The sequence below is a fragment of the Azospirillum palustre genome (assembly GCF_002573965.1).
GTDB classification, from domain to species: Bacteria; Pseudomonadota; Alphaproteobacteria; order Azospirillales; family Azospirillaceae; genus Azospirillum; species Azospirillum palustre.
The window spans coordinates 283,378-309,406 of record NZ_PDKW01000040.1 but is presented as its reverse complement, the minus strand read 5'-3'; the positions used below and the strand labels follow the sequence as shown (position 1 = coordinate 309,406).

Annotated in this window: 17 protein-coding genes and 2 pseudogenes; 6 read left to right on the top strand and 13 right to left on the bottom strand. The window is 68.1% G+C overall.

Annotation, left to right across the window (positions count from 1 at the left end; translation table 11 throughout):
* Positions 1–62: 62 nt before the first annotated feature.
* The 4 genes and pseudogenes from CRT60_RS11330 to CRT60_RS11315 all read left to right on the top strand — a co-directional run.
* Positions 63–2,750 (top strand): sensor histidine kinase, encoded by a 2,688-nt coding sequence (locus tag CRT60_RS11330; RefSeq protein WP_098736527.1) that lies wholly within the window; start codon positions 63–65, stop codon positions 2,748–2,750.
* The gene (locus tag CRT60_RS11325; protein WP_098736526.1) at positions 2,751–4,373 is read left to right on the top strand and encodes an ABC transporter substrate-binding protein; all 1,623 of its coding nucleotides are present in this window, start codon (positions 2,751–2,753) and stop codon (positions 4,371–4,373) included.
* Positions 4,374–4,419: 46 nt separating this feature from the next.
* On the top strand, positions 4,420–5,874 hold the full coding sequence (locus tag CRT60_RS11320) for a GGDEF domain-containing response regulator (protein WP_098736525.1): 1,455 nt from the start codon (positions 4,420–4,422) through the stop codon (positions 5,872–5,874).
* Between the two features lie 120 nt (positions 5,875–5,994).
* Positions 5,995–6,318, top strand: a pseudogene (locus CRT60_RS11315) (ISAs1 family transposase); the annotation flags it as partial.
* Here the strand turns inward: CRT60_RS11315 and eno are convergent.
* From eno to CRT60_RS11255, 12 genes and pseudogenes are all read right to left on the bottom strand, one after another.
* Positions 6,306–6,746 (bottom strand): annotated as a pseudogene (eno, locus tag CRT60_RS11310) (phosphopyruvate hydratase); the annotation flags it as partial. The pseudogenes CRT60_RS11315 and eno sit on opposite strands and share 13 nt — an antisense overlap.
* 74 nt (positions 6,747–6,820) lie before the next feature.
* Positions 6,821–7,702 carry a formate/nitrite transporter family protein gene (locus CRT60_RS11305; RefSeq protein ID WP_098736524.1) on the bottom strand — a complete coding sequence of 294 codons (882 nt, stop codon included), beginning with the start codon at positions 7,700–7,702 and terminating at the stop codon, positions 6,821–6,823.
* A gap of 240 nt (positions 7,703–7,942) precedes the next feature.
* Positions 7,943–8,851 carry a DMT family transporter gene (locus CRT60_RS11300; protein ID WP_098736523.1) on the bottom strand — a complete coding sequence of 303 codons (909 nt, stop codon included), beginning with the start codon at positions 8,849–8,851 and terminating at the stop codon, positions 7,943–7,945.
* Positions 8,848–9,912 carry a histone deacetylase family protein gene (locus CRT60_RS11295; protein ID WP_098736522.1) on the bottom strand — a complete coding sequence of 355 codons (1,065 nt, stop codon included), beginning with the start codon at positions 9,910–9,912 and terminating at the stop codon, positions 8,848–8,850. Before CRT60_RS11295 ends, CRT60_RS11300 begins: the two co-directional genes overlap by 4 nt.
* A 29-nt stretch (positions 9,913–9,941) precedes the next feature.
* Positions 9,942–11,183, bottom strand: coding sequence for a Zn-dependent hydrolase (locus tag CRT60_RS11290; protein ID WP_098736521.1), 1,242 nt, complete (start codon positions 11,181–11,183; stop codon positions 9,942–9,944).
* Positions 11,184–11,235: 52 nt separating this feature from the next.
* Positions 11,236–12,216 (bottom strand): ketopantoate reductase family protein, encoded by a 981-nt coding sequence (locus CRT60_RS11285; RefSeq protein ID WP_098736520.1) that lies wholly within the window; start codon positions 12,214–12,216, stop codon positions 11,236–11,238.
* Positions 12,217–13,908 (bottom strand): ABC transporter ATP-binding protein, encoded by a 1,692-nt coding sequence (locus tag CRT60_RS11280; RefSeq protein WP_098736519.1) that lies wholly within the window; start codon positions 13,906–13,908, stop codon positions 12,217–12,219.
* A gap of 4 nt (positions 13,909–13,912) precedes the next feature.
* A complete protein-coding gene (locus tag CRT60_RS11275; RefSeq protein ID WP_098736518.1) occupies positions 13,913–14,755 on the bottom strand; it encodes an ABC transporter permease in 843 nt (280 codons plus the stop codon).
* Positions 14,752–15,732, bottom strand: a complete 981-nt coding sequence (locus tag CRT60_RS11270; protein ID WP_098736517.1) for an ABC transporter permease — start codon at positions 15,730–15,732, stop codon at positions 14,752–14,754. The genes CRT60_RS11275 and CRT60_RS11270 overlap by 4 nt, the downstream gene beginning before the upstream one ends.
* A gap of 171 nt (positions 15,733–15,903) precedes the next feature.
* Positions 15,904–17,559, bottom strand: a complete 1,656-nt coding sequence (locus CRT60_RS11265) for an ABC transporter substrate-binding protein (protein ID WP_098736516.1) — start codon at positions 17,557–17,559, stop codon at positions 15,904–15,906.
* 82 nt (positions 17,560–17,641) lie between these two features.
* The gene (locus tag CRT60_RS11260) at positions 17,642–18,433 is read right to left on the bottom strand and encodes a class II aldolase/adducin family protein (protein WP_098736515.1); all 792 of its coding nucleotides are present in this window, start codon (positions 18,431–18,433) and stop codon (positions 17,642–17,644) included.
* Positions 18,434–18,459: 26 nt separating this feature from the next.
* On the bottom strand, positions 18,460–19,782 hold the full coding sequence (locus CRT60_RS11255) for a M20 family metallopeptidase (protein ID WP_098736514.1): 1,323 nt from the start codon (positions 19,780–19,782) through the stop codon (positions 18,460–18,462).
* 323 nt (positions 19,783–20,105) lie between these two features.
* Here CRT60_RS11255 and CRT60_RS11250 point away from each other — a divergent pair, with 323 nt between their 5' ends.
* Together CRT60_RS11250 and CRT60_RS36950 are read left to right on the top strand one after the other, a co-directional pair.
* The gene (locus tag CRT60_RS11250) at positions 20,106–21,113 is read left to right on the top strand and encodes a LysR family transcriptional regulator (RefSeq protein ID WP_244592414.1); all 1,008 of its coding nucleotides are present in this window, start codon (positions 20,106–20,108) and stop codon (positions 21,111–21,113) included.
* A 195-nt stretch (positions 21,114–21,308) separates the two neighbouring features.
* Positions 21,309–24,596 carry a PAS domain-containing protein gene (locus CRT60_RS36950; RefSeq protein WP_244592413.1) on the top strand — a complete coding sequence of 1,096 codons (3,288 nt, stop codon included), beginning with the start codon at positions 21,309–21,311 and terminating at the stop codon, positions 24,594–24,596.
* Between the two features lie 5 nt (positions 24,597–24,601).
* On the opposite strand, the gene CRT60_RS11235 is transcribed toward CRT60_RS36950, so the two are convergent.
* Positions 24,602–26,014 carry an aminotransferase-like domain-containing protein gene (locus tag CRT60_RS11235; RefSeq protein ID WP_098736513.1) on the bottom strand — a complete coding sequence of 471 codons (1,413 nt, stop codon included), beginning with the start codon at positions 26,012–26,014 and terminating at the stop codon, positions 24,602–24,604.
* Between the last annotated feature and the right edge of the window lie 15 nt (positions 26,015–26,029).

Genomic DNA, 26,029 nt, shown 5'->3' with positions numbered 1-26,029 from the left:
CTGCCCCTCTCCCGGCACTCTTACCGGGCAGCCGGCGCGCGTGATTGCGCGGCGGGACGCGCATGAGGATTCGCTCGCGCATCGCGGTCGTCGGGGGCGTGCCGGTCATGGTCGCGGCGGTCATCGCGGTGGCCGGCGGGCTGCTGCTGGCCCGCAGCGAGCGGGTTTACGAATCGGCGGTGCTCGCAGGTTCGGTCTATCGCGACGTGCTGGCGGCGACCGCCGCCCGCATCGACTATCTTCAGGTGGCTCCCGCCGACCGTGCCAGCCGCGCCGACCGCTTCGAGAGTATGTCGGACTCGGCGGCGGCCGAGTTGCGCCAACTGGACAAGGCCGGATCGGCCAACACCCATCGGGCGGAGGTGGAGCGCGCGACCGCCGTGCTGGCGCGCTATGTCGACCAGATGCGCAGCTTCATCCAGGTGACCGCCGCAAACGACTCCGCGGTGGCCGACATGGGGCTTCACGCCTCCACCCTGATGGCGCTGACCGACCGCGCCCGCGAACGCCAGCATGCCGCCAACGTCGATTCCCTCGGATCCCTGACGGAGGCCGACCAGCGCCTGCGGGACAGCCGCGACGTGGTCGACAGCGCCCATGAGTTGCGCGAGGCGATGCTGGATTTGCAGCGGGCGGAGGCCCAGCATGTCGCCGCCCTCGGGTTCGGGGTCGGACTGTTCGGCAGCGGCCGCCCGCTGACCCTGGCCGATTTCCACATCGCCATCGACAGGCTGATTGGAACCGCCGACCGGTTGCAGTCGGCCCTGGATCGGACCGACCCTCTGGTCGATCGCTATCCGGCGAAGCAGTCTGCCGCCCGCTATGCCGCCACGGTGGACGGGTTGCAGGCCGCCGTCACCCAACTGCGTGCGGCCCAGGCCGAACGTGACGCGGCATTGAGCCGCTTCGAAGCGGCTGTGCAGGCGGCAGCGGGGTTGGGGGGCGACGATGCCGAGCGGCCGGCCATCAGCAGTCCCCTGGGCGAGCGGATGCTGGCCGAGCAGGCCATCCGCACGCTGCCGGTGGTACGGGCGCTGGTGCTGACCGGAACGCTGAACCGCCAGCCCGACGTGACCTTCCTGTCCTCCATGCTGCCGTCCCTGCGTGCGCCGCTGGACGGGCTTTACCGGGTCCAGGCCCGTGCCGCCGCAGCTCAGCAGGCGCTCGAAGCCGCCCAGCGCGCCGGGGCTGAGGCGGCCTCCGCCATCGAGGCGCTGACCGCCCGCATCCTGATGGTGAAGGCCACCGGCTACACCGCGATCCAGGACGAGGTGGTGCAACTGATCGCCTACGCGATCCAGGCCAACGACACCGAGCAGGAGACGCAGAACGTCGCCGTCGTCGCCCTGCGTCTCGGCCGGCGGGCCGCCGACGCGGTGGCGGTGCGCGACGCGGAGGAGGCCGACCGCATCGTCGCCGATGCCGGCGCCCTGCTGGAGACGGTGCGCGGCCTTCCCATGTCGCCGCTGTTGCAGGACGAGGTGCTGTCGGCCATCCGCAACTGGCGCGACAGTCTGCGCCGCACCGCCGAGGGGCTGCGCCGCCTCAACCAGCTGCTGATCACTATGGACCGCGATGCCGGCGCCTTGGTCGAAACTGCGCGACAGCTGGACGAGACCTTCCGGGACGAGGCCGCGCGCATCGGCGAGCTGCTGACCCGTATCCTGGTCATCGGAGCGACCATCGGCCTGCTGCTGGGCGGCGGTGCCGCGGCGGTGGTGGCGCGGTCGATCAGCCGGCCGGTGCTGCGCCTGCAAAAGCAGATGACCCGGCTGGCCGAGGACCCGCTGGCCGGGCCGATCGACGGCACGCGCCGCCAGGACGAATTCGGTGCGATGGCGCGTGCCGCCGCCTTCTTCATCCGCGAGATCGGCCTGCGCGAACAGGCTGCCCGGCAGGCGAAGGACCGCGCCGACCGCGCTCTGGAAGACCTGCGCCGCACCCAGGCCGACCTGATCCAGGCGGAAAAGATGGCGTCGCTGGGTGGCCTGGTTGCCGGCGTGGCGCACGAGATCAACACGCCGCTGGGCAATGCCCTGATGGGAGCCACCCATCTGGAGGACCGGCTGGCGATCCTGGCGCGGCAGGCGGGCGGGAGCAATCTGCGCCGCAGCGACTTCGCCGAGTTCCAGGAGACGGCGGACGAGATCGCCCGGCTGCTGGTGCTGAACCTCCAGCAGGCCTGCGAGCTGGTGCAGAGCTTCAAGCAGGTCGCCGCCGACCAGACCAGCGGCGAGGAGCGGCTTTTCCTTCTGAAGCCTTATCTGGAGGATCTGGCGACCAGTCTCAGCCCGTCCTGGCGCCGGGCGGGCCACAGCCTGCGGGTGGACTGTTCGGAGACCATCGAGATCGATGGCTTTCCCGGCGTTCTGGCACAGATACTGACCAATCTCGTGATGAACTCCATCACTCACGCCTATCGCGAAGGACAGCGGGGGCAACTGCTGATTGCCGCCGCGGCGCAGGGCGCCGACATGGTGACACTGGTCTACTCCGACGACGGCCGCGGGATTGCGCCCGCCGATCTGGGGCGGGTGTTCGATCCGTTCTTTACCACCCGACGCGGTGCGGGCAGCACGGGTCTCGGCCTGCACATCGTCTACAACCTTGTGGTCAATCGGCTGGGTGGAAAGATCGCGGTGGACAGTCTTCCCGATAGAGGCGTGCGGTTCACCATTCGCTTTCCACGACGATTTGCTACTGATAACATGACCTTGGTCGCCGCAGTGCCATCCCCGCAGGAGCAGTGAATGCCTTTGCCGCTGAAGAGGTTGACGGGGAGTCTTGCAAGGGGGGCGGCTGTTCTTTTCGGGCTTGCGACGATGCCCGGCGCGGCGTTGGCGGAGAAGTCTCTCGTCTACTGCACCGAAGGAAATCCGCAGAGCTTCAATGCGCAGTTCTCGACCTCCGGCACCACCGTGAATGCAGTGACGCCGCTGTTCAACAATCTGGTTGAAATGGCGGCGGATGGGCAAATCACGGGCAGCGGGCTGGCCGAATCCTACACGATCTCCGCCGACGGCCTGATCTATGATTTCCATCTTCGCCGGAATGTGAACTTCCATTCCAACGATCTGTTCACCCCGAGCCGGCCGCTCAATGCCGACGACGTTCTGTTTACCTTCGAACGTCAATGGCATGCCGACCACCCCTACCATAATGTCGGGCCGGCAACCTATGATTACTTCAGGGATATGGGGCTGCCGACCCTGTTGAAGTCGGTGGAGAAACTGGACGACCACACCGTCCGCATCACCCTGGATCATCCGGAAGCGCCATTCCTCGCCGATCTGGCGATGCCGTTCCTGTCGATCCAATCCGCCGAATATGCGAATTTTCTGCTGAAATCCGGCCGCCAGACGTCGTTCGACGAGATGCCCATCGGAACGGGACCGTTCCGGCTTGTGTCCTACCAGAAGGACGTGGCGATCCGTTACAAGGCCTTCGACGGCTATTGGCGTGGGCGCCAGCCGCTGGACAATCTGATCTACTCGATCACGCCGAACATCGCGGTTCGCTTGAACAAGCTGCGGTCGGGCGAATGCCACGTGATGATTTTCCCCAACCCGGCCGAGTTGGGGAACATCGAGAAGGATCCGAATCTGGTGCTGGAACGGCAGGATGGGCGGAACGTCGCCTATATGGCGCTCAACACCCAGAAACCACCGCTCGACGATGTGCGGGTGAGGCGGGCGATCACCCTGGCGATCGACAAGCGCACCCTGGTCGATGCGGTCTATCAGAATGGCGGGATGCCGGCCAAGAACCCGATTCCGCCCGGCATGTGGTCCTACAATGACAGCATCGAGGATCACCCGTTCGATCCGGCCGAGGCCCGTCGTCTGCTGGTCGAGGCGGGGCATGCCGAAGGCTTCACCCTCGACCTGTGGTATCCGCCGGTGACGCGCCCCTACCTGCCCAACGGCAAGCGTGCCGCCGAAATGATCCGGGAGAATCTGGAGCGCGTCGGGATCAAGCTGACCCTGAAGACCGAAAGCTGGGGCAACTACCGCCGGCAAGTGACTCAGGGCGAGCAGGACATGGTGCTCTACGGCTGGACCGGCGACAATGGCGACCCCGACAACTTCCTGTATTTCCTGCTGAATTGCGGAGCGGTTCGTCCCGGCGGCGCCAACATCGCGAGATGGTGCAATCCCGATTTCGAAGAGCAGATCACCAAGGCCAAGGTGACCAGCGATGTGTCACGCCGGACTGCCCATTACCGCACAGCCCAGCAGATCTTCCATCAGGAAGTCCCGTGGTTTCCCATTGCGAACTCGATCATCGTCGTCGCCCATCGCAAGGAAGTGAAAAACTACACGAACAACATTTTCAATCAGGATTTTTCTGGTGTCGACATCGAGGCCCGGTGAGTACAGGCTTATGCAACCCTCAACTGGGCAACTCCCGGCAGGTGACATGTCGCCCGACGATCTGATGTTCGAGGATGACGAAGCCGGCACGGTGCCGGAGCGGCTGACGACGACGGCCGCTCCATGGCCGGTGCTGGTGGTCGACGACGACGAGCAGGTGCATGCGATGACGCGCGTGCTGCTGAACGACTTCGAGTTCGAAGGCCGCCGATTCGCCATCGTCAGCGCTTTTTCCGCAACGGAGGCGCGGATGATCCTGGCCGAGCGGCCGGACCTGCCCGTGGTCCTTCTCGACGTTGTGATGGAAACGCAGGATGCGGGCCTGCGTCTGGTCCATCACATCCGGCGCGATCTGGGCAACCGCCACATCCGCATCATCCTGCGCACCGGCCAGCCCGGCCAGGCGCCGGAACGCGACGCCATCGTCGCCTATGACATCAACGACTACAAAAGCAAGGCGGAGCTGACCGCCCAGAAGCTGTTCACCAGTCTGGTCAGCGCCGTGCGCGGCTGGCGCGATCTGGTCACCATCGAGACTCTCAACCAATCGCTGGAGCATCGCGTCGCCGAACGCACGGCACAGCTGGAACGGCAGACCGCCCTGGCCGAGGAGCAGCGCCGCTTCATCGAGAATCTGGTGGAGCTGATGCCGAGCCCGGTCTGGTACAAGGACTCGGCCGGCCGCTATGCCCTGTGCAACCGTGCCTTCCGCGAGCTGTTTCCGAACGCTGCCGACGGGGTCGAATGGTCATCCCAGGATCAGGAACTTCCAGGCCAGGATCTCCTTGAACAGGGTCTTACGGAACAGGCTACGTCCGGCACGACGGCCTTTTCCTTCGAAACCAGTGTCGCCGGGCCGGACGGCGATGCGCGCGAGCTGCTGGTGGTGAAGCGTCCGCTGACGTCACCGGACGGTGCCGCGACCGGCGTGATCGCCATCGCCACCGACATCACGGAGCGGCGGCGGATGGAACGCGAACTCCAGCGCCTCGCCACCACCGACCCGCTGAGCGGTGCCCACAACCGCCGGCATATTCTGGAGCTTCTGGAACGTCTGCTGACCGGGCTGGACGTCGCCCCGGAGGGGCGTCAGGCCGTCGGCATGGCCTGCCTGATCATGCTCGACATCGACCATTTCAAGCGCATCAACGACGAGATGGGCCATGGTGCGGGCGACATCGCGATTCGCCGGGTGGTCGAGGTGATCCGCGGCCAGATGCGCGCGACCGACCAGATCGGCCGCATCGGTGGAGAGGAATTCGCCATCCTGCTGCCGGACAGTTCGCGTGCCGACGGGGTGGCCATCGCGGAGCGGCTGCGCAGCGGCCTCGCCGCGTTGGCGATCGAGCTGCCGGATGGCCGGAGCTTCCAACTGACCGGAAGCTTCGGTCTGACGGAGGTGCGGACGCTGGGAGATACAGTGGAAAGCGTGCTGGGGCGGGCCGATCAGGCACTCTACCGCGCCAAGGCGCTCGGGCGGAACCGGGTCGAGGTGATGTGAAGGGATGTATCGGCCTGCGACAATTTGAACCAGGGGAATCGCATTTGAGAAAAGACGGTAGCGCATCGATCTGAAAAGGATTCTGTAGGGAGGCTCTGACGGTCAGAGGAGGAGCGCCCGATGTCGTGGTACGCCAAAGTGTTTGCCGCATTACCAGACCCTTGCACGGGGAATGCCAAGCGGCACGACCTCCTGGAGGTTCTCACGATCGCGCTGACGGCGTCGATCTGCGGGGCTGAGAGCTGTTCGGACTTTGCCGATTTTGCGGTGGATCGGGAGGCTTTGTTCCGGGACTTCCTGCGTCTGGAGAACGGGGTTCCGAGCCACGACACCTTCTCGCGGATCTTCCGGCTTCTCGATCCGGCCTCCTTTGCGGCGTGCTTCGGGCGGTTTCTGGACGAACTGGGGGCGGCAGGCGCGGGCGTGCTCGCCATCGATGGCAAGGGCAGCAGCGAGGCGAAGGCGCCGCCGACATAGCGGTAGAGCGGCAGGCCGGCATCCTCGGCGGCGGCGCGGGCGACAGCCAGCGACACGCCCAGGATGGCGTTGGCGCCGAGACGGCTCTTGTTCTCGGTGCCATCGATCTCGATCATGGTCATGTCGAGCACGCGCTGGTCGGCGGCGTCCATGCCGACCAACGCCTTGGCCAGGTCGCCGTTGACCGATTGGACGGCCTTCAGCACGCCCTTGCCGCCGAAGCGGCCCTTGTCGCCGTCGCGCAGCTCGACCGCCTCGTGGGCACCGGTGGAGGCGCCCGACGGCACCGCGGCGCGGCCGAAGGCGCCGGTCTCAAGGCTGACGTCGACTTCGACGGTCGGGTTGCCGCGGCTGTCGAGGATTTCGCGGGCGCGGATTTCGGTGATGGCGCTCATGGGAAGGGATGTCCCGTTTCTTGAGGGAATGACAGTTCGCGGAGGTGTTGGGAGAGGTTTTGAAAGGCCCGCGCTCAGCGCAGCTTGGGACGCCGGTAGATGAACCAGTAGACCGCCCCCACCATCACCGCTCCGCCGATCCAGTTGCCGAGCGTGACCGCGGCGAGGTTGACCAGATACTGGCCGACCGGGATGGATGGGGCGGCGCGGCCGAGGTCGTGCCAGAAGCTGTCCGGAGCGCCCCATTCGATCAGCAGGCCGAGCGGGACGAAATACATGTTGGCGACGCAGTGTTCGAAGCCGGCGGCGACGAAGGCGGCGACCGGGAAGGTGATCGCCAGGATCTTGTCGCCGACGCTGCGGGCGCCCAGCGCCAGCCAGACGGCGAGGCAGACCAGCACGTTGCAGAGAATGCCGAGGAAGAAGGCCTGGGTCGTCGGCAGCGAGCTCTTCGCCACCGCGAAATACAGCGCCGAGGCGCCGACCGCGCCATGGCCGAAGGTGTATTGTCCCGACAGGAAGACCAGCAGGGCGGTGCCGGCGGCGCCGACGAAATTGCCGATCCACACTGTGGTCCACACCCGCATCATCTCGCGGGCATGCAGCCGGCCGCTGGCCCAGGCCATCACCATCAGCGCATCGCCGGTGAACAGCTGCGCGCCGCCGACGATCACCAGGATCAGCCCCATGGAGAAGACCAGACCGCCCAGCAGCCGGGTCACACCGTAGGGCAACATGCCTTCGGCACCCGACATGGCGACGGTGGCGAACAGGCCGCCCAGCGCGATGAAGGCACCGGCCAGGACCGCCAGGGCGAACAGGGTGGGAGTGTCGTAATGTGCCTTCTTGACGCCGAGATTCTCGGCGGCGAGCGCGATGGCGTCGGGCATCAGTGCGTCGAGGGTTTGCGTGGTGGGCTGGCTCCAGCCTCCCACATCCTTGCTGTCCATGTTCATCGGTCGATGTCCTCGCTGCCGCGCATCGGTGCAGGCCCGTCGGCGGGTTTTGCGCCCGCCATGTAGCTTTACTACATACTCCTGTCGGGAGGACGCTGGCAAGGTCGCCGCCTGAGCAATTCCGTCGCAGGGGCGCGCGGAAAACGAGGGGGAAGACGCAGGAAAACGAAGGATTTACAGGGGAAATGCGGCTGCACTGCGCCGGTTGCGCGTCTGTAGCGTTGCTACATCATGGCGCCGTCAGCGCCGGGCCGGCTTCGGCCCCAGCACGCAGGCGACGGCGGCCAGGATCAGCACCAGCGCCGCGGCCAGCCGCGGCGTCACCGGATCGCCCAGCAGCAGCACCGCGCCCCCGACCCCGACGACCGGGATCAGCAGGGTGCTGACCGCCGCCTCTCCGACCGTCAGGCGGCGGACGGTGACGTACCACAGGGCCTGCGCCACGCAGATCGAGCAGACGATGTGCCAGGCGAAGCCGACCCAGACCGCGGGGTGAAGCTCGGCCAGGGCCGGCCGCAACTCGGTCGCCGCCAGCCCGATCATCGGCAGGGCGCAAATCACATATTGCCAGCCGGTGATGACCATCGGGTGGGTGCGCCAGACCCGCCGCTTCATCACGATGGTGCCGAGCGCCCAGGCCACCGCCGACACCAGCATCACCGCCGGACCGGCCAGCGCGGAGGGCGGCGCCGACAGCGCCTCCGGCCCCAGCAGCACCAGCAGGCCGGCCAACCCGCAGGCCAGCCCGACGATCTGGCGCGGCCCCGGCCGCTCGCCCAGCAGCGGGATCGCCAGCAGGGTCGCCCACACCGGCATGGTGAAGGCGACGATTGCCGCCTGCGAGGTTGCCATCAGGCTCTGGCCCAGCGCCGTGCACAGGTTGAAGATCAGCACGTTGCACAGCCCCGCCGCCACCAGCGCCGGCCATTCCCCCCGTTCCACCCGCAGCTGGTGCCCGGCCAGCCGCGCCGCCCCCAGCAGCAGCACCGCCCCGGCGGTGAAGCCGATGGCGCGCAGGCTGAAGATCGGCATCTGCGTCAGGATCGTCTTCACCGCCGGCCAGTTCAGGCCCCAGAACAGGCTGATGACGGCGATCAGCAGGTATTTGACGGGATCGCGGCCTGTGCCGCTGGCGGTGACGGCGGTCATGCGACGGTCTTGCCCTCACAACCGCCCTGGAACCCATCCAGGAAGCTTGACAGGTTGGCCGACAAATCGTCGATGGCGTAACCGCCTTCCTGAACCAGGACCGTCGGCAGGCCGGTGGCGGCGAGCAGCGCGCCCATGCGGGCGAAGCCCGGCGTGGTGACGCCGAAGGCGGCCAGCGGGTCGTCGATGAAGGTGTCGAAGCCCAGCGAGACGAACAGCATCTCCGGCGCGAACCGCCGGATCGCGTCCAGGCCATGGCCGATGGTCGCCAGTACCGTCGCCTCGTCGCTGCCGATGGGCAGCGGCAGATTCAGGTTATAGCCCTCGCCGCGCCCGGTGCCGCGTTCCTGCGCATAGCCGGCCATGTGCGGATAGAACTCCGCCGGGTCGCCGTGGACCGAGACGAAGAACACGTCGTCGCGCTCGTAGAAGATATCCTGCGTGCCGTTGCCGTGATGGACGTCGACATCGATGATCGCCACCCGCGCCGGCCGCCCCTGGGCGCGCAGAATCGGCAGCACCGACTCCGCGGCGACGGCGACATGGTTCAGGTAGCAGAATCCGCCGGCCATGTCGCGGGTGGCATGGTGCCCCGGCGGCCGGCACAGCGCGTAGGCCGCGGTATCGGCTCCAGTGGCGACCAGCTTCGCTGCGTGGATGGCGGCATTCGACGCGGCACAGGTGGCGGCCCAGGTTCCTTCGCCGATCGGGCAGGCGGTGTCGAACATGTGCCAGCCGGCCTGACCGACGATGCCGGTGGGGTAATTGGGGGCCGCCTGCATCCGGTGGACGTTGGGCAGCACCACGTCGCCCATGTCGCCAGCCGCCACCCAGCGCGCATGCGCCGTCTCCAGGAAGGCGAGATAGGCGGGGGTGTGCACGGCGGCGCGCGGGGCGGAGCCGTAATCGTCGGGCAGGATCAGCGTCTCGCCGCGCTTCTCGATCAGCGAGGCCAGCGCCCCGACCCGTTCCGGCTTCTCCGGCAGGGCGCGCAGCAGGCCCTTGTTGAAGTAGGTGGCGGGACGGTGCAGGGCGGCGTCGGGGTGATGGACGAACTTCATCGGGTGGACTCTCCGGAGAACGGACAGGCTCAGGGCTTTCCAGCCGTGGCGACCAGCGTTTCGAACAGCACGGCGGCGCCGCGGGCGCCGTCGGCGGGGGAGATGTTCTCGACCTCGTTGTGGCTGATGCCGTCCTCGCAGGGGATGAAGATCATCGCCGTCGGCACCTTGCCCGCCACATAGACCGCGTCGTGGCCGGCGCCCGACACGATGTCGCGGTGGCTGAAACCGAAGCCGCCGGCCGCCTCGCGCACCCGGTCGACCAGCGGCTTGGCGAAGGGCGTCGGCGGGAAATGCCAGAAATCGGCGATTTCGGCGCTCACCCCGTTCTGTTCGGCAATCGCCGCGACGGCGGCACGGAAGCGGCGGTCCATGTCGGCCAGCGTGTCGGCATTCGGATGACGCAGATCCACGGTGAAGAAGACGCGGCCGGGGATGACGTTGCGCGAATGCGGATGGACGTCGAGGATGCCGACGGTAGCGCAGGGATCGCCCGCCGTCTCCAGCCCGACCCGCTGCACCGCCTGCACCATTGCCGCTGCGGCGACCAGCGCGTCGCGGCGCAGGCGCATCGGCGTCGGGCCGGCATGGGCCTCGACACCCGTCACCGTCACCTCGTACCAGCGCTGGCCCTGCGCGCCGGTGACGACGCCGATCTCCTTGCCCTCGACCTCCAGCACCGGCCCCTGTTCGATGTGGGCCTCAAGGTAGGCGTGCATCGGATGATCGACCGGGGCGTCGCCGGCATAGCCGGTGCGGACCAGCTCGTCGCCCAGCCGCGCGCCGTCCTGCGCCACCTTGTCGAGGATCTCGTCCAGCGTGAAGACGCCGGTGACGACGCCCGATCCCATCATCGGCGGCGAGAAGCGCGAGCCCTCCTCGTTGGTCCACACCGCGACCTCGACCGGGTGCAGGGTGTCAACCCCGCGGTCGTTCAGCGAGCGCACCACCTCCAGCGCCGCCAGCACGCCGAACACGCCGTCGAAGCGCCCGCCGGTCGGCTGGGTGTCGAGATGGCTGCCCATCACCACCGGGGCCAGGCTGTCGTCATGGCCTTTGCGGCGGGCGAAGATGTTGCCGATGCGGTCGATGGTCACGGTGCAGCCGGCGGCCTCGCACCAGGAGACGAACAGGTCGCGTCCGGCCTTGTCCTCGTCCGACAGGGCGAGGCGGCAGCTGCCGCCCTTGGCGGTCGCGCCGATCTTCGCCATCTCGGCGAGGCTGTCCCACAGGCGCTGGCCGTCGATGGGCAGATTGGAGGGGAAGGACATGGAAACTCCACGCAGGATTTTTTGGTTGATGGCAGGGGGAGCAAGGGAGCGGTCAGGCCGCCTCGCGCCTTTCCCGTGCCCGTAGGTCGACCATTGCCAGCACGGCGCGCAGCATCGGCACGTCCACGCCGCAACGCTCCGCCAGCTCGATCACCGATCCCAGGATCGCGTCCAGCTCCAGCCGCCTGCCGGCCTCATAGTCCTGGAGCATCGAGGTCTTGAAGTCGCCCACACCGGCGGCCATGGCGATGCGTTCGTCCACGCTGGTGGTGAAGACCACGCCCAGCTTTTCCGCGACCGCCTTGGCCTCCAGCATCATGGCGCGGCCGGTGTCGCGCGTGCCGGGGTCGTTGCACAGCCGGCCCAGCGTCGATCCGGTCAGCACGCTCAAGGGGTTGAAGGCGAGGTTGCCCCACAGCTTCACCCAGATCGCCTGCCGGATGTCGGCGGTCTTCGCCGGCTGGAACCCCGCCTGCCCGAACAGCGTCACGATGCGGTCCACTGCCGGACTGTCGCGGTCGCCGGCATCGCCGAACACGAAGCGCTGGTCGCTGACATGGCGGATGCGGCAGGGACCGTCGCCCTCCACCGCGACGAAGCTGGTCGCCCCCACCACCCGGTCGGGGTCGATGGTGCGCCACAGCAGCCCGTCGGGATCGACGCTGGCGAGCGGCCGGTCGGCCAAAGGGGCCGGCTGGCGGTGCGGATACCACCAGGGGATACCGTTGACCATCGGCACGATGGCGGTCTCCGGCCCCAGCAGCGGCGTCAGCGTGTCGATGGTGCCGCGCAGCGCATGGGCCTTGACGCAGAGGAACACCAGATCCTGCGGCCCCAGCGACAGGCTGTCGTCGGTGACGCGCGGGCTGAGCCGGGCGACCCGGTTCAGCGGCGTCACCATGGTCAGGCCGCTGCGGCGGATGGCGGATGCGGCGTTCGGCCGGGCGACCAGCGTCACCTCGGCGTCGGTGGCGCCCAGCCGTGCGGCCAGCAGGCCGCCGACCGCGCCGGCCCCGATGATCGCGACCTTCATTCAGTGCGCTCCTGCAGGGGCTTGCTGGAGATCCACCGGGATGTGCCAGGCCTTGCCGGGGATGGCGTCGAGCAGGCTGCGGGTGTAGGTGTCGCGCGGATGGGTGAAGACCTCCCGCGCGGTGCCCATCTCCACGATCTTGCCGCGGCGCATCACCGCGATGGTGTCGCAGACCTGGGCCGCCACCCGCAGATCGTGGGTGATGAACAGCATGGCGAGGTTCAGCCGCCGGCGGATGTCGTCCAGCAGATCCAGCACCTGTCCCTGCACCGACACGTCGAGCGCCGACACCGGCTCGTCCGCCACCAGAAGCTTCGGCTCCATGGCGAGCGCGCGGGCGATGCCGATGCGCTGGCGCTGGCCGCCGGAGAACTCGTGCGGGAAGCGGTCGGCGGCCGAACCGTCGAGCCCGACCATCGCCAGCAGCTCCCGTGCGCGGGCCAGCGCCCTGTTGCGGTCCTCGCCGAAGGCGACCGGGCCTTGCGCCACGATGTCGCCGACGCGGTGGCGCGGGTTCAGCGAGGCATAGGGGTCCTGGAACACCATCTGCACCGCCCGGCGGTAGGGCCGGAAGCCCTTGCGGTCGAGTGCCAGCAGGTCGGTGCCCTCGAACAGGATGCGGCCGGAATCCGGCTTGATCAGTCCGACGATGGAGCGGCCGAGCGTCGACTTGCCCGACCCGGATTCTCCGACCAGACCGACGGTTTCGCCGGGATGGATGGTCAGCGACAGGTCGTCGCCGGCCACCACCTGCTTGGACTTCTTGAACAGCCCGCCGCCGACGTTGAACACCTTGCGCACCTTGTCGGCGACCAGCAGCGGCGCGCCCGTCTTGGCATGGTCGTCGCGATGTTCGATGTAGTGCGGGACCGAGGCGATCAGCTGCCGGGTGTAGGGATGCTGCGGCCGGTTCAGCACGTCCGACGCGGCACCATATTCCACCAGCTTGCCGTGGCGCATCACCGCGACCCGGTGGGCGATCTCAGCCACCACGCCGAAGTCGTGGGTGATGAACATCATGCCCATGTGGCGTTCGGCCTGGATCGAACGGATCAGGTCGAGGATCTGTTTCTGGGTGGTGACGTCGAGCGCGGTGGTCGGCTCGTCGGCGATCAGGATGTCGGGCTGGCAGGCCAGCGCCATGGCGATCATCACGCGCTGGCGCTGGCCGCCCGACAGGCGGAAGGGATAGGCCTCGGCCAGTTCGGCCGGGTTGGGCAGCCCGACCTGGGCCAGCAATTCCACCACGCGGGCGCGGCGGGCGGGGGCGGGCAGGTCGGTGTGTTCGCGCAAGCTCTCGCCGATCTGGCGGCCGACCCGCATCAGCGGGTTCAGCGCCGTCATCGGTTCCTGGAACACCATGGCGATGCGGCCGCCGCGAAGGCTGCGCTGCTCCGCCTCCGGCATGGCCAGCACGTCCTTGCCCTTGAACAGCAGGCTGCCGCCGGCAACGCGGACATGGGGAGCCGGCAGCAGCCCCATCATGGCGTGCGCGGTCATCGACTTGCCGGAGCCGGACTCGCCGACCACGCAGAGGATCTCGTCGGGATTCAGGGTGAAGGTCAGGTTGTCCACCGCCAGCGGGCGGTCGGCGCCCGGCGGCAGCGCGATGCTGAGGCCGCGCACATCGAGAAGCGGCGTGGTCATGGCTGCGGTCTCCGTCGGGGTACGAAGCAGGTCGAGTTCGCTCATCGGATCACCCCCGCGACCGGGCGAGCTTCGGGTTCAGGGCGTCGTTCAGCCCCTCGCCGACGAGGTTCAGCGCCAGCACGGTCAGCACGATGGCGAGGCCGGGGAAGACGCTCATCCACCAGGCCTGCCGGATCACCGTGCGGGCGGCACCGATCATGTAGCCCCAGCTCATCGCATTGGGATCGCCGAGGCCGAGGAAGCTGAGCGAGCTTTCCAGCAGGATGGCGGTCGCCACCATCAGCGAGGCCGACACGATGATCGGCGACAGGCTGTTCGGCAGGATCTGGCGCAGGATGATGGTGCTGTTGCTCTGGCCGGTGGTGATGGCGGCCTGGACGAACTCGCGCGAGCGCAGGCTGAGGAACTCGGCGCGCGCCAGACGGGCCAGCGGCGGCCAGCTGACGATGGCGATGGCGAGCACGATGGTGGTCAGGCTGGGGGTGAAGATGGCGACCAGCACCACGGCCAGCACGAAGTTCGGAATGGTCTGGAACAGCTCGGTGAAGCGCATGATGGCGTCGTCCACCTTGCCGCCATGGAAGCCGGCCAGCGCCCCCAGCGTGACGCCGATGGCGAGAGCCGCGGCGGTGGAGGTCAGGCCGATCAGCAGCGACACCCGCGCCCCGTGGGCGATGCCGGATGCGATATCGCGGCCCAGCATGTCGGAGCCCAGCAGCGCATCCTCCGACAGCGGCGGCTGGAAGGGCGCCGTCGCCATTTCCCACGGGTCGCCGGGGAAGAAGACCGAGGCGAAGGCGGCCAGCACGACGATGGCGATCAGGATCACCAAACCCAGGACCGCGCCCTTGTTGCGGGCGAAGGCCCGCCAGAAATCCGAGTTCATCATTGCGACACCTGGATGCGCGGATCGACGAGGCCGTAGAGGATGTCGGTCAGGATGTTGAAGAGGATCACCATCACCGACGTGACCAGGAAGATGCCCAGCAGCACCTGATAGTCGCGCTGAAGCACCGCCTCGAAGGCCAGCCGGCCGATGCCGGGCCAGGCGAACACCGTCTCGATCAGGATGGAGCCGCCGACCAGCTGGCCGGCCTGGATGCCGGCCACGGTGATGACCGGCAGGATGGCATTGCGCAGGACATGGCGGGTGACGATGCGGCCCTGGGTCAGCCCCTTGGCCTTCGCCGTCTTGACGAAGTCGAGGCTGCGCACCTCCAGCATCGAGGCGCGGGTCAGGCGCGCATAGCCCGCCATGTAGAACAGCGCCAGCGTGATGACCGGCAGGATCAGGTGGACCGCCACGTCCGCCACATGCGCCAGTCCGGTATAGCCGGCGCCGATGGTCTCGTAGCCGAAGGCCGGCAGCCAGCCGAGCTGGATGGAGAACAGCAGGCTCAGCATCAGCCCGATCCAGTAGATCGGCGTGGCGTAGGCGAGGAGTGCGACGACGGTGATGGCGCTGTCGGCCCAGGTGCCGACGGTGACCGCCGCCAGCGTGCCGAGCGCCACCCCGGCGGCGAGCGCCAGGATGAAGGCGGTCAGCGTCAGCACCAGGGTGGCCGGCAGCCGTTCCGCCAGGATGTCCCAGACAGGCCGCTGCTGGCGGTAGGAGAAGCCGAGATCGCCCTGCACGACCTTGCCGATATAGGTGCCGAGCTGTTCGTAGAGCGGCCGGTCGAGCCCGAACTGCTCGCGCAGCTGCGTCACGAACTTTTCGTCGGCGGCCCCCGCCTCGCCCGCCATCACCATGGCCGGGTCGCCGGGGGCGGCATGGACGAGGAAGAAGTTCATCACCACGATGGCGATCAGGATCGCGGCGGCCTTGACGAGGCGGCTCGCGAAGAGTTGGGCGAATCCCAGCATGGGCAGGTTCCTAATTCTGGCCCTCTCCCGCCCCGGGAGAGGGAGGGGACCCGCCGAAGGCGGGGAGGGTGAGGGGTGATCCAAGAGGCCATGCGGCTTTGGATCCTTGAATTACCCCTCACCCGCCCGCTTCGCGGGCACCCTCTCCCGGGTCGGGAGAGGGAAATCAACTCACTTCGCCAGCCAGACGCTTTCATAGGTGTCGTTGACACCGATGGCCGTCGTGTTGGCGTTCTTCACGCGCTTGTCGAGGAAGGTCGGGAATTCCATCTCCAGCAGCCAGACCACCGGCAGGTCGTCGGACAGGATGCGCTGGACCTCGCTGTACTGTTCCTGGCGCTTGGCCGGGTCGTTCTCGCGCGAGGCCTGGTCGAACAGCTCGTCCACCTTCGGGTTGGAATAGCCCATGGTGTTGGTGAACAGCACGCCCTTGCGGATGTTCGACGAGATGTAGGTGCGGGCCACGCCCAGCGCCGGGTCGCCGTACTGGTAGAGGAAGTTGGTGGTGATCTCGTAATCCCAGTTGGCGACGCGCTGCGCCCAGCCGGCGGCGTCGGTGCTTTCCAGAACCACGGAGACGCCCACCTTGCCCAGCGCCTGCTTCAGATATTCGCCCAGGCGGGTCCAGGTCTCGCCATAGGGCATCGGCATCAGCTTGACGGTGGCGCGCACGCCCTTGCCGTCGGGCTTCAACCCCATCTCGTCGAGCAGGGCCTTGGCCTTGTCGAGGTTGGGCTCGTAGGTGGTGACCTTGGGATCGTAGAACTTGACCACCGAGTTGATCGGGCCGGTCGGCACGCGGCCGAGACCGAACCAGATCTTGTCGCGGATGAACTTGCGGTCGATGGCGTAGGCGATGGCCTTGCGGAAGCGCTTGTCGTCCAGCGGCTTGACGCGGTGGTTGATCTCCAGCCACGCCATCGGCGCCACGAACTCGTAGCCGGCGGTGGTCAGGGTCACGTTCGGCAGCGTCTTCATGCGCGGAACCTCGAAGGGCTCCAGGTCGCTGTACTGGGTCTGCTGCACCTGACCGCTTTCCAGCGCCAGCGAGCGGCTGGCGGCGTCCGGGATCACGCGGAAGGTGATGCCGTCGAGGTAGGGCAGGTCCTTCTTGTAATAATCCTCGTTGCGGACGAGCTGGATGTAGCTGCCCTTCACCCATTCCTTCAGCTTGAACGGGCCGGTGCCGATGGGCGTGTTGTTGGCCGGGTTGGTGCGGTAATCGCTGCCCTCATAGATGTGGGCCGGCACGATGGGGGCCGACGACACCTCGAAGGCCTGGATGAAGGCCGGGAACGGCTCCTTCAGCTTGAACTCGACGGTGTTGTCGTCCAGCGCCTTGATCGACTCGCAGCGGCTGAACGCGGCGCGGGCGCGCGGGTGGACCTCCATCAGGAACTTGGAGGTGGAGAACACCACGTCGTTGGCGCTGAACGGCTTGCCGTCGTGCCACTTGACGTTCTGGAACAGCTTGAAGGTGTAGGTCAGGCCGTCCGGCGACACCGTCCAGCTCTCGGCCAGCGACGGCAGCGGGTTGAGCTTGCGGTCGTAGGTCAGCAGGCCCTGGTAGATCTTGCCGGCGACGGTCTGGGTCGGACCCTGCTGGTTCAGGCCCAGCATCAGGGTCGGCGGTTCCGGCTGGACGATGGAGTTGAGGACACCGCCGCGGACCGGCGTCTCCTGCGCCATGGCCGGGGCGGCGATCAGGGCGGCCGTGCCGGGGATGGCGAGTGCCGCGGCCAGCAGGCCGGCGGCGGCGGCGCGGTGGACATTGCGGCGGAAGCCGCGCTGGATGCTGGCGGGGATACCGGAAAGGCGTCGTGTCATGCGGGTGTCCTCGTCTCCAGAAGGTGTCGTTGTGGGATGCGACCCTGTCGTCTTCGTTCTTCTTTTGAAAAAGGCGGGCGGATCAGCGCGGGCCGGTCGGGCCGGTGGTGCCGTCCAGCCAGCGCAGCAGCGAGTCCCATTCCAGGACGCCGGCGCGCGGATAGGCACGCTCATACTGCTGGGCGGTGTGCTCGCAGACCTCCGGCGACGGATAGATCAGCGGCCGGCCGCCGGCCATCGCCATGATCTGCTGCTTGCAGGCCTGCTCCAAGTAGTACATCAGCACCGCCGCCTCGGCGACGTCCTGGCCGACGGTCAGCAGGCCGTGGTTGCGCAGGATCATGCTGTGGTGGTTGCCGAGATCGGCGACCAGCCGTTCCCGCTCCGCCAGATCCAAAGCGATGCCTTCGTAGGTGTGATAGGCGATGCGGTTGTACCAGCGCAGCGAATGCTGGGTGATCGGCAGCAGCCCGTCGGCCTGGGCGCTGACCGCCATGCCGGCGTCGGTGTGCAGGTGGATGACCGCGCCGACGTCCGGGCGGGCGTGGTGCACCGCGCTGTGGATGGTGAAGCCGGCCGGATTGATGGCGTCGCCGTCGCGGCCGTCGACCAGATTGCCGTCGATGTCGACCTTCACGAGGTTGTCCGGCGTCACCTCATGGAACATCAGTCCATAGGGATTGATCAGGAAATGGTCCGGCGTGTCCGGGATGCGGGCCGACATGTGGGTGTAGATCAGGTCGGTCATGCCCAGCCGGTCGAACAGCTTGTAGGCGGCGGCCAGATCGGTGCGCGCCTTCCACTCCACGTCGGAATAGGTGCTGCTGGCCTGCGGGGCGTGGGCGGCGTTTGCTCTCAGGGTGGCGGCGATCATCGGGCGGGTCTCGTCAGGCTAAGGGGTCAGATGGGTTCCAGGCCGCACCAGCCGGCGATGAACAGCGCCAGCACGCGGGTCACGTCGCGCAGGCTGTCCAGCGACACCGATTCGTCGATGCCGTGGATGCGCGTCGCCTCCGGCCCGTAGCAGGTGGCGGGCGTGTCGCCATAGAGCTGGAAGAAGCGGGCATCGGTGGTGCAGGTCAGCGCCACCAGCTCCGGATCGCCGCCGCGCACGGCGCGATGGCTGTCGGCCAGCATGGTCACCAGCGGGTGGGCCGGGTCGATCTCGCAGCCGGCGGCCTGGAAGCCGTTCCACTGCAGCTCGATCCCGACGCCGGACAGGGCCGGGTCGGTGGAGCGCGCCTGCTCCACCGCCCGGGTCACCTCGGCGCGGACCGCCTCCGGCTCCTGCCCGGGGAAGAAGCCGAGCCGGAGGTCGAGCGCGCAGCGCGTCGGGACTGACGACGGCCACTCACCGCCCTCGATCCGGCCGAGATTGATGTTGACGGGATGGGCATGGCCGCAGAAGGCGGGATGGCGGCAGGACGGCTCGTTCCACCGCACCTCCAGCGCCTTCAGATGCGCCGCCAGCGCATAGGCCGCCTCGATGGCGTTCACCCCGGCCGAGGTGTCCAGCACATGGGCCGGCGTGCCGGTCAGCACCAGCCGCACCCACATCACGCCGACCTGGGCGATGGAGATGGAGTGGTTGAACGGCTCCGGGATCACAGCGGCGTCGGCGCGGTAGCCGCGATGCAGGCAGGCAAGCGCGCCGTTGCCGGTGCACTCCTCCTCGATCACCGACTGGAGATAGACCGGGGCGGCCGGCTGGTAGCCCAGCGTTCGCAATGCTGAGAAGGCGGCAGTGTAGGCGGCGATACCGGCCTTCATGTCGCCGGCCCCGCGGCCATAGAGGCGCCCGTCGGCGATCCGCGGCTCGAAGGGCGGGGTGGTCCACAGCTCCGCCGGGCCGGTCGGAACCACGTCGATATGGCCGTTCAGGATCAGAGAGCGGCCTTTCGCGTCACGCGGCCTGTGCACGCCGACGATATTCTCGCGGCCGGCATAGGCGCCGGGAAGGACCGGGGGCGAGAAGCCCGGCATGCGGGAAATCGCCTGCTCGTCGATGTCGAAACGGTCGACCTCCAGACCCAGTGCGGCGAAGCGGTCGGCCATCAGCGCCTGAGCCCCTGACTCGTCCCCCAGCAGCGACGGCTGGCGGACGAGGTCGGACAGGTGCGACACGCAATCGCCCTGCGCCGCGTCGGCGGCGTCCAGGATCGCGGCGCGCAGGCCGGGGTCCGGCAACACATGGTCGAGACGGTCTGCCGTATCTCGTGTCATTCTAAATCCTTTGCCCGAATCCATTTCGCTGCTGCGGCAGGGATGCACGGGCGGGTGGAAAAAGACGAAGCTGTTGCGTTGCGGCACATCCCAAATGGATATGGCCGCCATAACGGGGCATTATGCGGTGTCCGGCATGGCGATGTTTGAAGGCCGCCATGTGTCGATTAGGAAGGCATCCAATCGATCAGGCAAATAAGCATTTTTCATTTCGCCCATGAATCTGATTTATGCCGCAGTTGCTCACAACGCATTCATGTGCGTAGAATTTGGGCGACAGGATGGATGCACCGGAATCGGGCAAAGATCGAGGGGGTGGGACGGTGAACGAAACCGAGGCGGAACGGCAGGCGCTGGCCCGGCTGGGCCAGCAGATGGACTGGAACCTGCTGCGCACCTTCATGGTGATCGTGCAGGAGGGCAGCATCACCAAGGCCGCCGTCCGCCTGTTTTTGACGCAGCCGGCGGTCAGCCTCGCCCTGAAGCGGCTGGAGGAGCAGCTTGGCCGCACCCTGATCGACCGCGGCCCCGGCCGCTTCGCCGTCACCGCCGCCGGCGAACAGGTCTATGACGAGGCGGTGTCGATCCATGCCACCGTGTCCCGCCTGGGCGCCCTGGTGCGCGACGCCAAGGACGAGGTCAGTGGCCATGTCCACATCCTGATGACCAGCCGCATCCAGACCCCGCTGCTCGACCGCTCGCTGCGGGAGTTCCACCGCATGTACCCGCTGGTGACCTTCCGCATCGACGTCATGGCGTCGGCGGACGCGCATATCGCATTGCAGCAGCGGGTCGGCGCCATGGCGATCTGCCTGCTGCGCGAGCCGATCCCCGGCCTGTCCAGCCAGATCTTCCTGCGCCAGACCTACCGTCTCTATTGCGGCCCGGATTTCCGCCTGTTCGGCCAAAGTGACATCGACATCGCCGAACTGCGCCACGAGAGTTTCGTCTCCTTCACCTCCGACCAGATTGACGGCGCCCTGTCGCCCCTGACCCTGTTCCGTGCGCGGGAGGGCTTCGCCGGCCGCGTCGTCGCCTCGTCGGCCAACCTGGAGGAAGTGCGGCGGATGATCGTCTGCGGCCTGGGCATCGGCCCGCTGCCCGAACACATCGCCGCCCGCGACGTGGCCGACGGGCTGCTGTGGGAACTGCCGCCCTATGAGGGCATCGCGCCGGTCAACGTCCACCTGATCTGGAACGAGCAGGCCAAGCCGAACCGCGCCGAGCGGGCCTTCCTCGATTATCTGCAGACGGCGCTCGCCGCCGCGCCGCCCCGGGAGCTTGCCGGGGTGGCCGAGGGGAATTCCGACAGCCACCTCCTTCGGGGCTGACGATTGGACAGCTAGGCCGCCGCCCTTGAGTCGTGTGATAACGGAATTGTTTCGACGCTGGATTTTTTCGACTGCTTTGATGAACGTCCAAGGTCTTCCGTTTCCCGCCGGTGTTGGACGATGCCGGTGAACAAGTCACCCGCCGCGGCGTCTCCGCCCGCCTGTCTGACCGGGGCGGGGGATGTGGCCTCTCTCATGCGCGGCCATGACTGGACGGCGACGCCGCTCGGTCCGCCGGCGGGGTGGCCGCAGGAGCTTCGGGCCATGGTCGGCCTGATGATGCGGTCGCGGCAGGCGATGTTCATCGGCTGGGGCCCTGAGGTCACTTTCCTCTACAACGACGCCTATCTGGACATTCTGGGATCCCGCCACCCGGCGGCGCTGGGCCGGCCGATGAGCGAGGTCTGGCCGGACGCGTGGCCGCAGGTCCGCGATTTCGTCCGCCGCGCCTATGAGGGCGAGGCCCTGCTGCACGAGGATCTGCTGGTCCCGCTGGAACGGCGCGGATCGGGTGAAGACTATTATTTCACCTTCTCCTACACGCCGATTGCCGGCGAAACGGGCTGCATCGGCGGTTTCCTCTGCATCGTGGCGGAGACCACGCTTGCCGTGCGGGGCCGGCAGCGCATGGCCTTCCATGCCGAACTGGAGCACCGGCTCCGCGAACTGACAAATCCGCTTGGTGTGGTGACCGTGGCGGCGGAGGCGCTGGGCCGGCATCTCGGCGCCAGCCGGGTCGGCTACGGCGTGATGGACGAGAGCGAGCGCTTCTTCACCACGGAGCGCAACTGGACCGACGGCACGGTCGCTTCCCACATCGGAACCCACGATCTGCTGGCCTTCGGCGAGCCGGTGCTGGCGACCCTGCGCAGGGGACAATCTCTGGTCGTCGACGATGCGGCCACCGATCCACGCACCGCAACGCCGGACCTGCTGGCTGCCTTCGCCGCGTCCGGCTTCTCCTCCGTGGTCACCGCCAGTCTGGTGAAGCAGGGCCGGATGGTCGCGGCACTCTACGTCCATGACCGCCGCCCCAGGCATTGGCGCGAGGACGAGATCGAACTGATCGAAGAGGTTGCGGAACGCACCTGGTCGGCGGTGGAGCGGGTGCAGGCGGAAGAGGAGGTGCGGCGCGCCAACGAACGGCTGCGGGCGGAGGGGGAGCGGCTGCGCGCCCTGTTCCGGCAGGCGCCGGGCTTCATGTATGTCTGGCGCGGGCCGAACCATGTCTTCGAGATGGCGAACGACGCCTATTTCGAGCTGATTGGCCGGCGTGACGTCATCGGCAAGCCGGCGCGGGAGGCTTTGCCGGAAATCATCGGGCAGGGCTTCTTCGAACTGGCCGACCAAGTCTACCGGACCGGCGAGCCCTTCGTCGGCGAAGGCATGCCGGCGCGGATCGCCCGGCGGCCCGGTGCGCCGCTGGAGGAACGCTTCGTCACCTTCGTCTTCCAGCCGATCCGTGACGACCAGGGGCAGGTGATGGGCCTGTTCGTCCAGGGCAGCGACGTCACCGGCATGAAGCGGACGGAAGAGGCGCTGCGCGAGAGCGAGCAGCGGCTGCACATTGCCCAGGATGCCGGCGGGGTCGGCACCTTCGAACTGCGTGCCGACGGCCTGCTGGCGGTGTCGCCGCAGTTCTGCCGCCTGTGGGGCATCGACGAGAGGCCGCTGGTGCGGCTGGAGGAACTGGTCGGGCTGATCCATCCGGAGGACCGGCCCACCCTGAGCACGCTCCAGCCGGGGCAGGTGCCGACGGACGGTCTGGGCTATGTCGAATACCGCATCCTGCGGCCAGACACCGGCGCCGTGCGCTGGATCGCCCGGCGTGCCCAGGCGTTCAAGCGCGACGAGGACGGGGATGGATGGGGCGTGCGGGTTCTCGGCGCCTGCTACGACATCACCGACCGCCGCTGTGCCGAGGACGCTCTGCGTGCGCTCAATGCGACGCTGGAGCAGCGGGTGGCGGAGCGGACGGCCGACCGCGACCGCATGTGGCGGCTGTCGACCGACATCATGCTGGTGGCGCGGTTCGACGGCACGATCGGCGCGGTCAACCCGGCCTGGACCGCGCTTCTCGGCTGGCAGGAGGCGGATCTGCAGGGTGCGGTCTTCCTCGATTTCGTTCATCCCGACGACCGCGCCGCGACGGTGGCGGAGGTCGGCCGGCTGCAATCGGGCCTGACCACCCTGCGGTTCGAGAACCGCTACCGCCACAAGGACGGGTCCTATCGCTGGATCTCCTGGACCGCGGTGCCGGACGACCGCTTCATCCATGCGGTGGGGCGCGACGTGACGGCGCGCAAGGAAGCCGCCGCCGCCCTGCGCCGGGCCGAGGACCAGCTGCGCCAGGCGCAGAAGATGGAGGCGGTCGGCCAGCTGACCGGCGGCGTGGCCCACGACTTCAACAATCTGCTCCAGGCGCTCAGCAGCTGCCTGACCATGATCGGCCGCCGCAGCGCGGAGCCGCGGCTCGCGCCTCTGCTGGAGGCCGGCATGCAGGCGGTCGACCGCGGCGCCAAGCTGGTCCAGCAATTGATGGGCTTCGCCCGCCGCGACAGCCTGCGTCCCGAGCTCATCGACGTGCGCGACCGTGTCCTCGGCATGGCCGGACTGCTGGAGCGTGCCCTGCGCGCCGACATCCGGCTGGAAACCCGTTTCGCCCCCGGCCTGCATCCTATCGAGGTCGATCCGACCCAGTTCGAGCTGGCGCTGATCAACATGGCGGTCAACGCGCGGGACGCGATGCCCGGCGTCGGCACCCTGACCATTGAGGCGGAGAACCGGACGCTCGGCCCCGGCGACGCAACCGGTCTGGACGGCGCGGGGCTGGAGGGCGAATTTTTGCGGCTGACGGTCGCCGACACCGGAACCGGCATGCCGCCGGAGGTGGCGGGAAGGGCCTTCGACCCCTTCTTCACCACCAAGGAGGTCGGCAAGGGCTCCGGCCTTGGCCTTGCCCAGGTCTATGGGTTGGCGCGGCAGGCGGGCGGCACGGTCTGGATCGAAAGCCGGCTGGGGGAGGGGACCCGCATCGTCCTGCTGCTGCGCGCCGGCACTGGCATTCCGAGGTCACCGGCGGCTCCCGCCCAGGCCGCGTCCGGCCTCGCCCGGGGCGCGCGGGTGCTGATGGTGGAGGACGATCCGGTCGTCGCCTCCTCCGTCGCGGCGGCGCTGGAGGAAAGCGGCTGGACCGTGCTGCGCGCCGCCTCGGCCGACGAGGCGCTGCCGCTGCTGGCAGGGGACGAGCGGATCGACCTGCTGTTCTCCGACGTGGTGATGCCCGGCCGGCTGAGCGGCATCGACCTCGGCCGCAAGGCCTCCCTCCTGCGCCCCGGCCTGCCGGTGGTGCTGACGACCGGCTACAGCGAGGACGTGGCGCGCACCGAAGGCATCGCAGTGCTGTCGAAACCCTACCGCATCGACACCCTGCTCCAGACGCTGAGCGAGGCGTTGGCGAGCAAGCCCTCTCCGCAGCGGTGAAGAGGTTATGGAGGGGAAGTGTTCGCCATCGCCCGCTCCAGAACGCCGTAGATGCGCGGATCGCCCATCTGGGTGACGTTGAAGCGTAGAAATCCCGATGCGGAGTGCGAGACGCTGAACACGTCGCCGGGGGCGAGCACGACATCCTCGCGCAAGGCCGCGCGGGCGACGTCGGCGGCGTTCCGTCCATCGGGCAGGCTGCACCAGAGATAAAAGCCGCCGCGCGGCATCAGCCATGGTGTCAGGCCAATGGCTTCCAGCCGGGTGGCCGTCTCGCGCCGCACCCGTGCCAGACGCCGGCGCAGCCCGTCGAGATGCTTGCGGTAATTGCCGTCGTTCAGGGTGGCGAGGACGAGCTCGGCCGCGGCCGGGCTGGGACCGCCGAAGTTCGTCGCCACCTGCAGATCGACCAGCGCCTCCACCCACTCCGGCCGCGCCGCGATGTAGCCGCAGCGGATCGAGGCGGACAGCGTCTTGGAAAAACTGCCGATCCGGATCACGCGGGCCAGCCCGTCCAGCGCCGCGAGGCGGGGGGACGGCTCAGGCTCGAAGCCGGCGAAGATGTCGTCCTCGACGATGGTCAGGTCCTGTGCCTTAGGATCGTGCGCCGCGGCGGCGCAGAGCAGGCGATGGGCGGTCTGCGGCGTCATGGTGGCGCCGGTCGGGTTGTGAAGGGCGGAGTTGGTGATGTAGAGGCGCGGCCGGTGCGCCGCCAGTGCCTGGGCGAACAGCTCCGCATCCGGCCCGTTGCGCGTATAAGGCACGCCGACGATCCGCGCCCGATGGGCGCGCAGCAGCGCCTGGAAATTGAAATAGCAGGGGTCGTCGATCAGCACCGTGTCGCCCGGCCGCAGCAGCAGGCGGCAGATCAGGTCGATGGCCTGCGTGCCGGAGGCGGTCAGCAGGATCTGGTCGGCACCGGCGGCGATGCCTTCGTCCGCGAACTGGCGGGCCAGCAGCCGGCGCAGCGGCAGCGATCCGCGGGTGCCGCCATAATCCGCCAGCAGCCCGTCATCCGCCCGCGCCAGCTGGCGGATCGCCCGGCGGATCGCCGCGTTCGGCATCCAGTCGGCCGGCAGCCAGCCGCATCCTGGCTTCAGCATGTCCGCCCCGGCATCGAGCGATTGCCGCGACACCCAGAAGGGATCGATGGCACGGTCGCGCTGCGGTTCCGCCTCGGCCAATGCCAGCGGCGGCATGGCGCCGGACACGTAGAAGCCCGATCCCGGCCGCGACTGGATCGCGCCGTCCGCCGCCAGCCGGTCATAAGCCTCCACCACGGTCGAGGGCGACACGCCCATGGTGGCGGCGAAGCTGCGGATCGACGGCAGCTTTTCCCCTGGAGACAGCTGGCGGTTCGCCATCCTGCGGCGGATCGCCTCCATCACCTCGCCGGTGCGCGTGCCGGTCCTGCCCATGATGCCCCGCCGCAA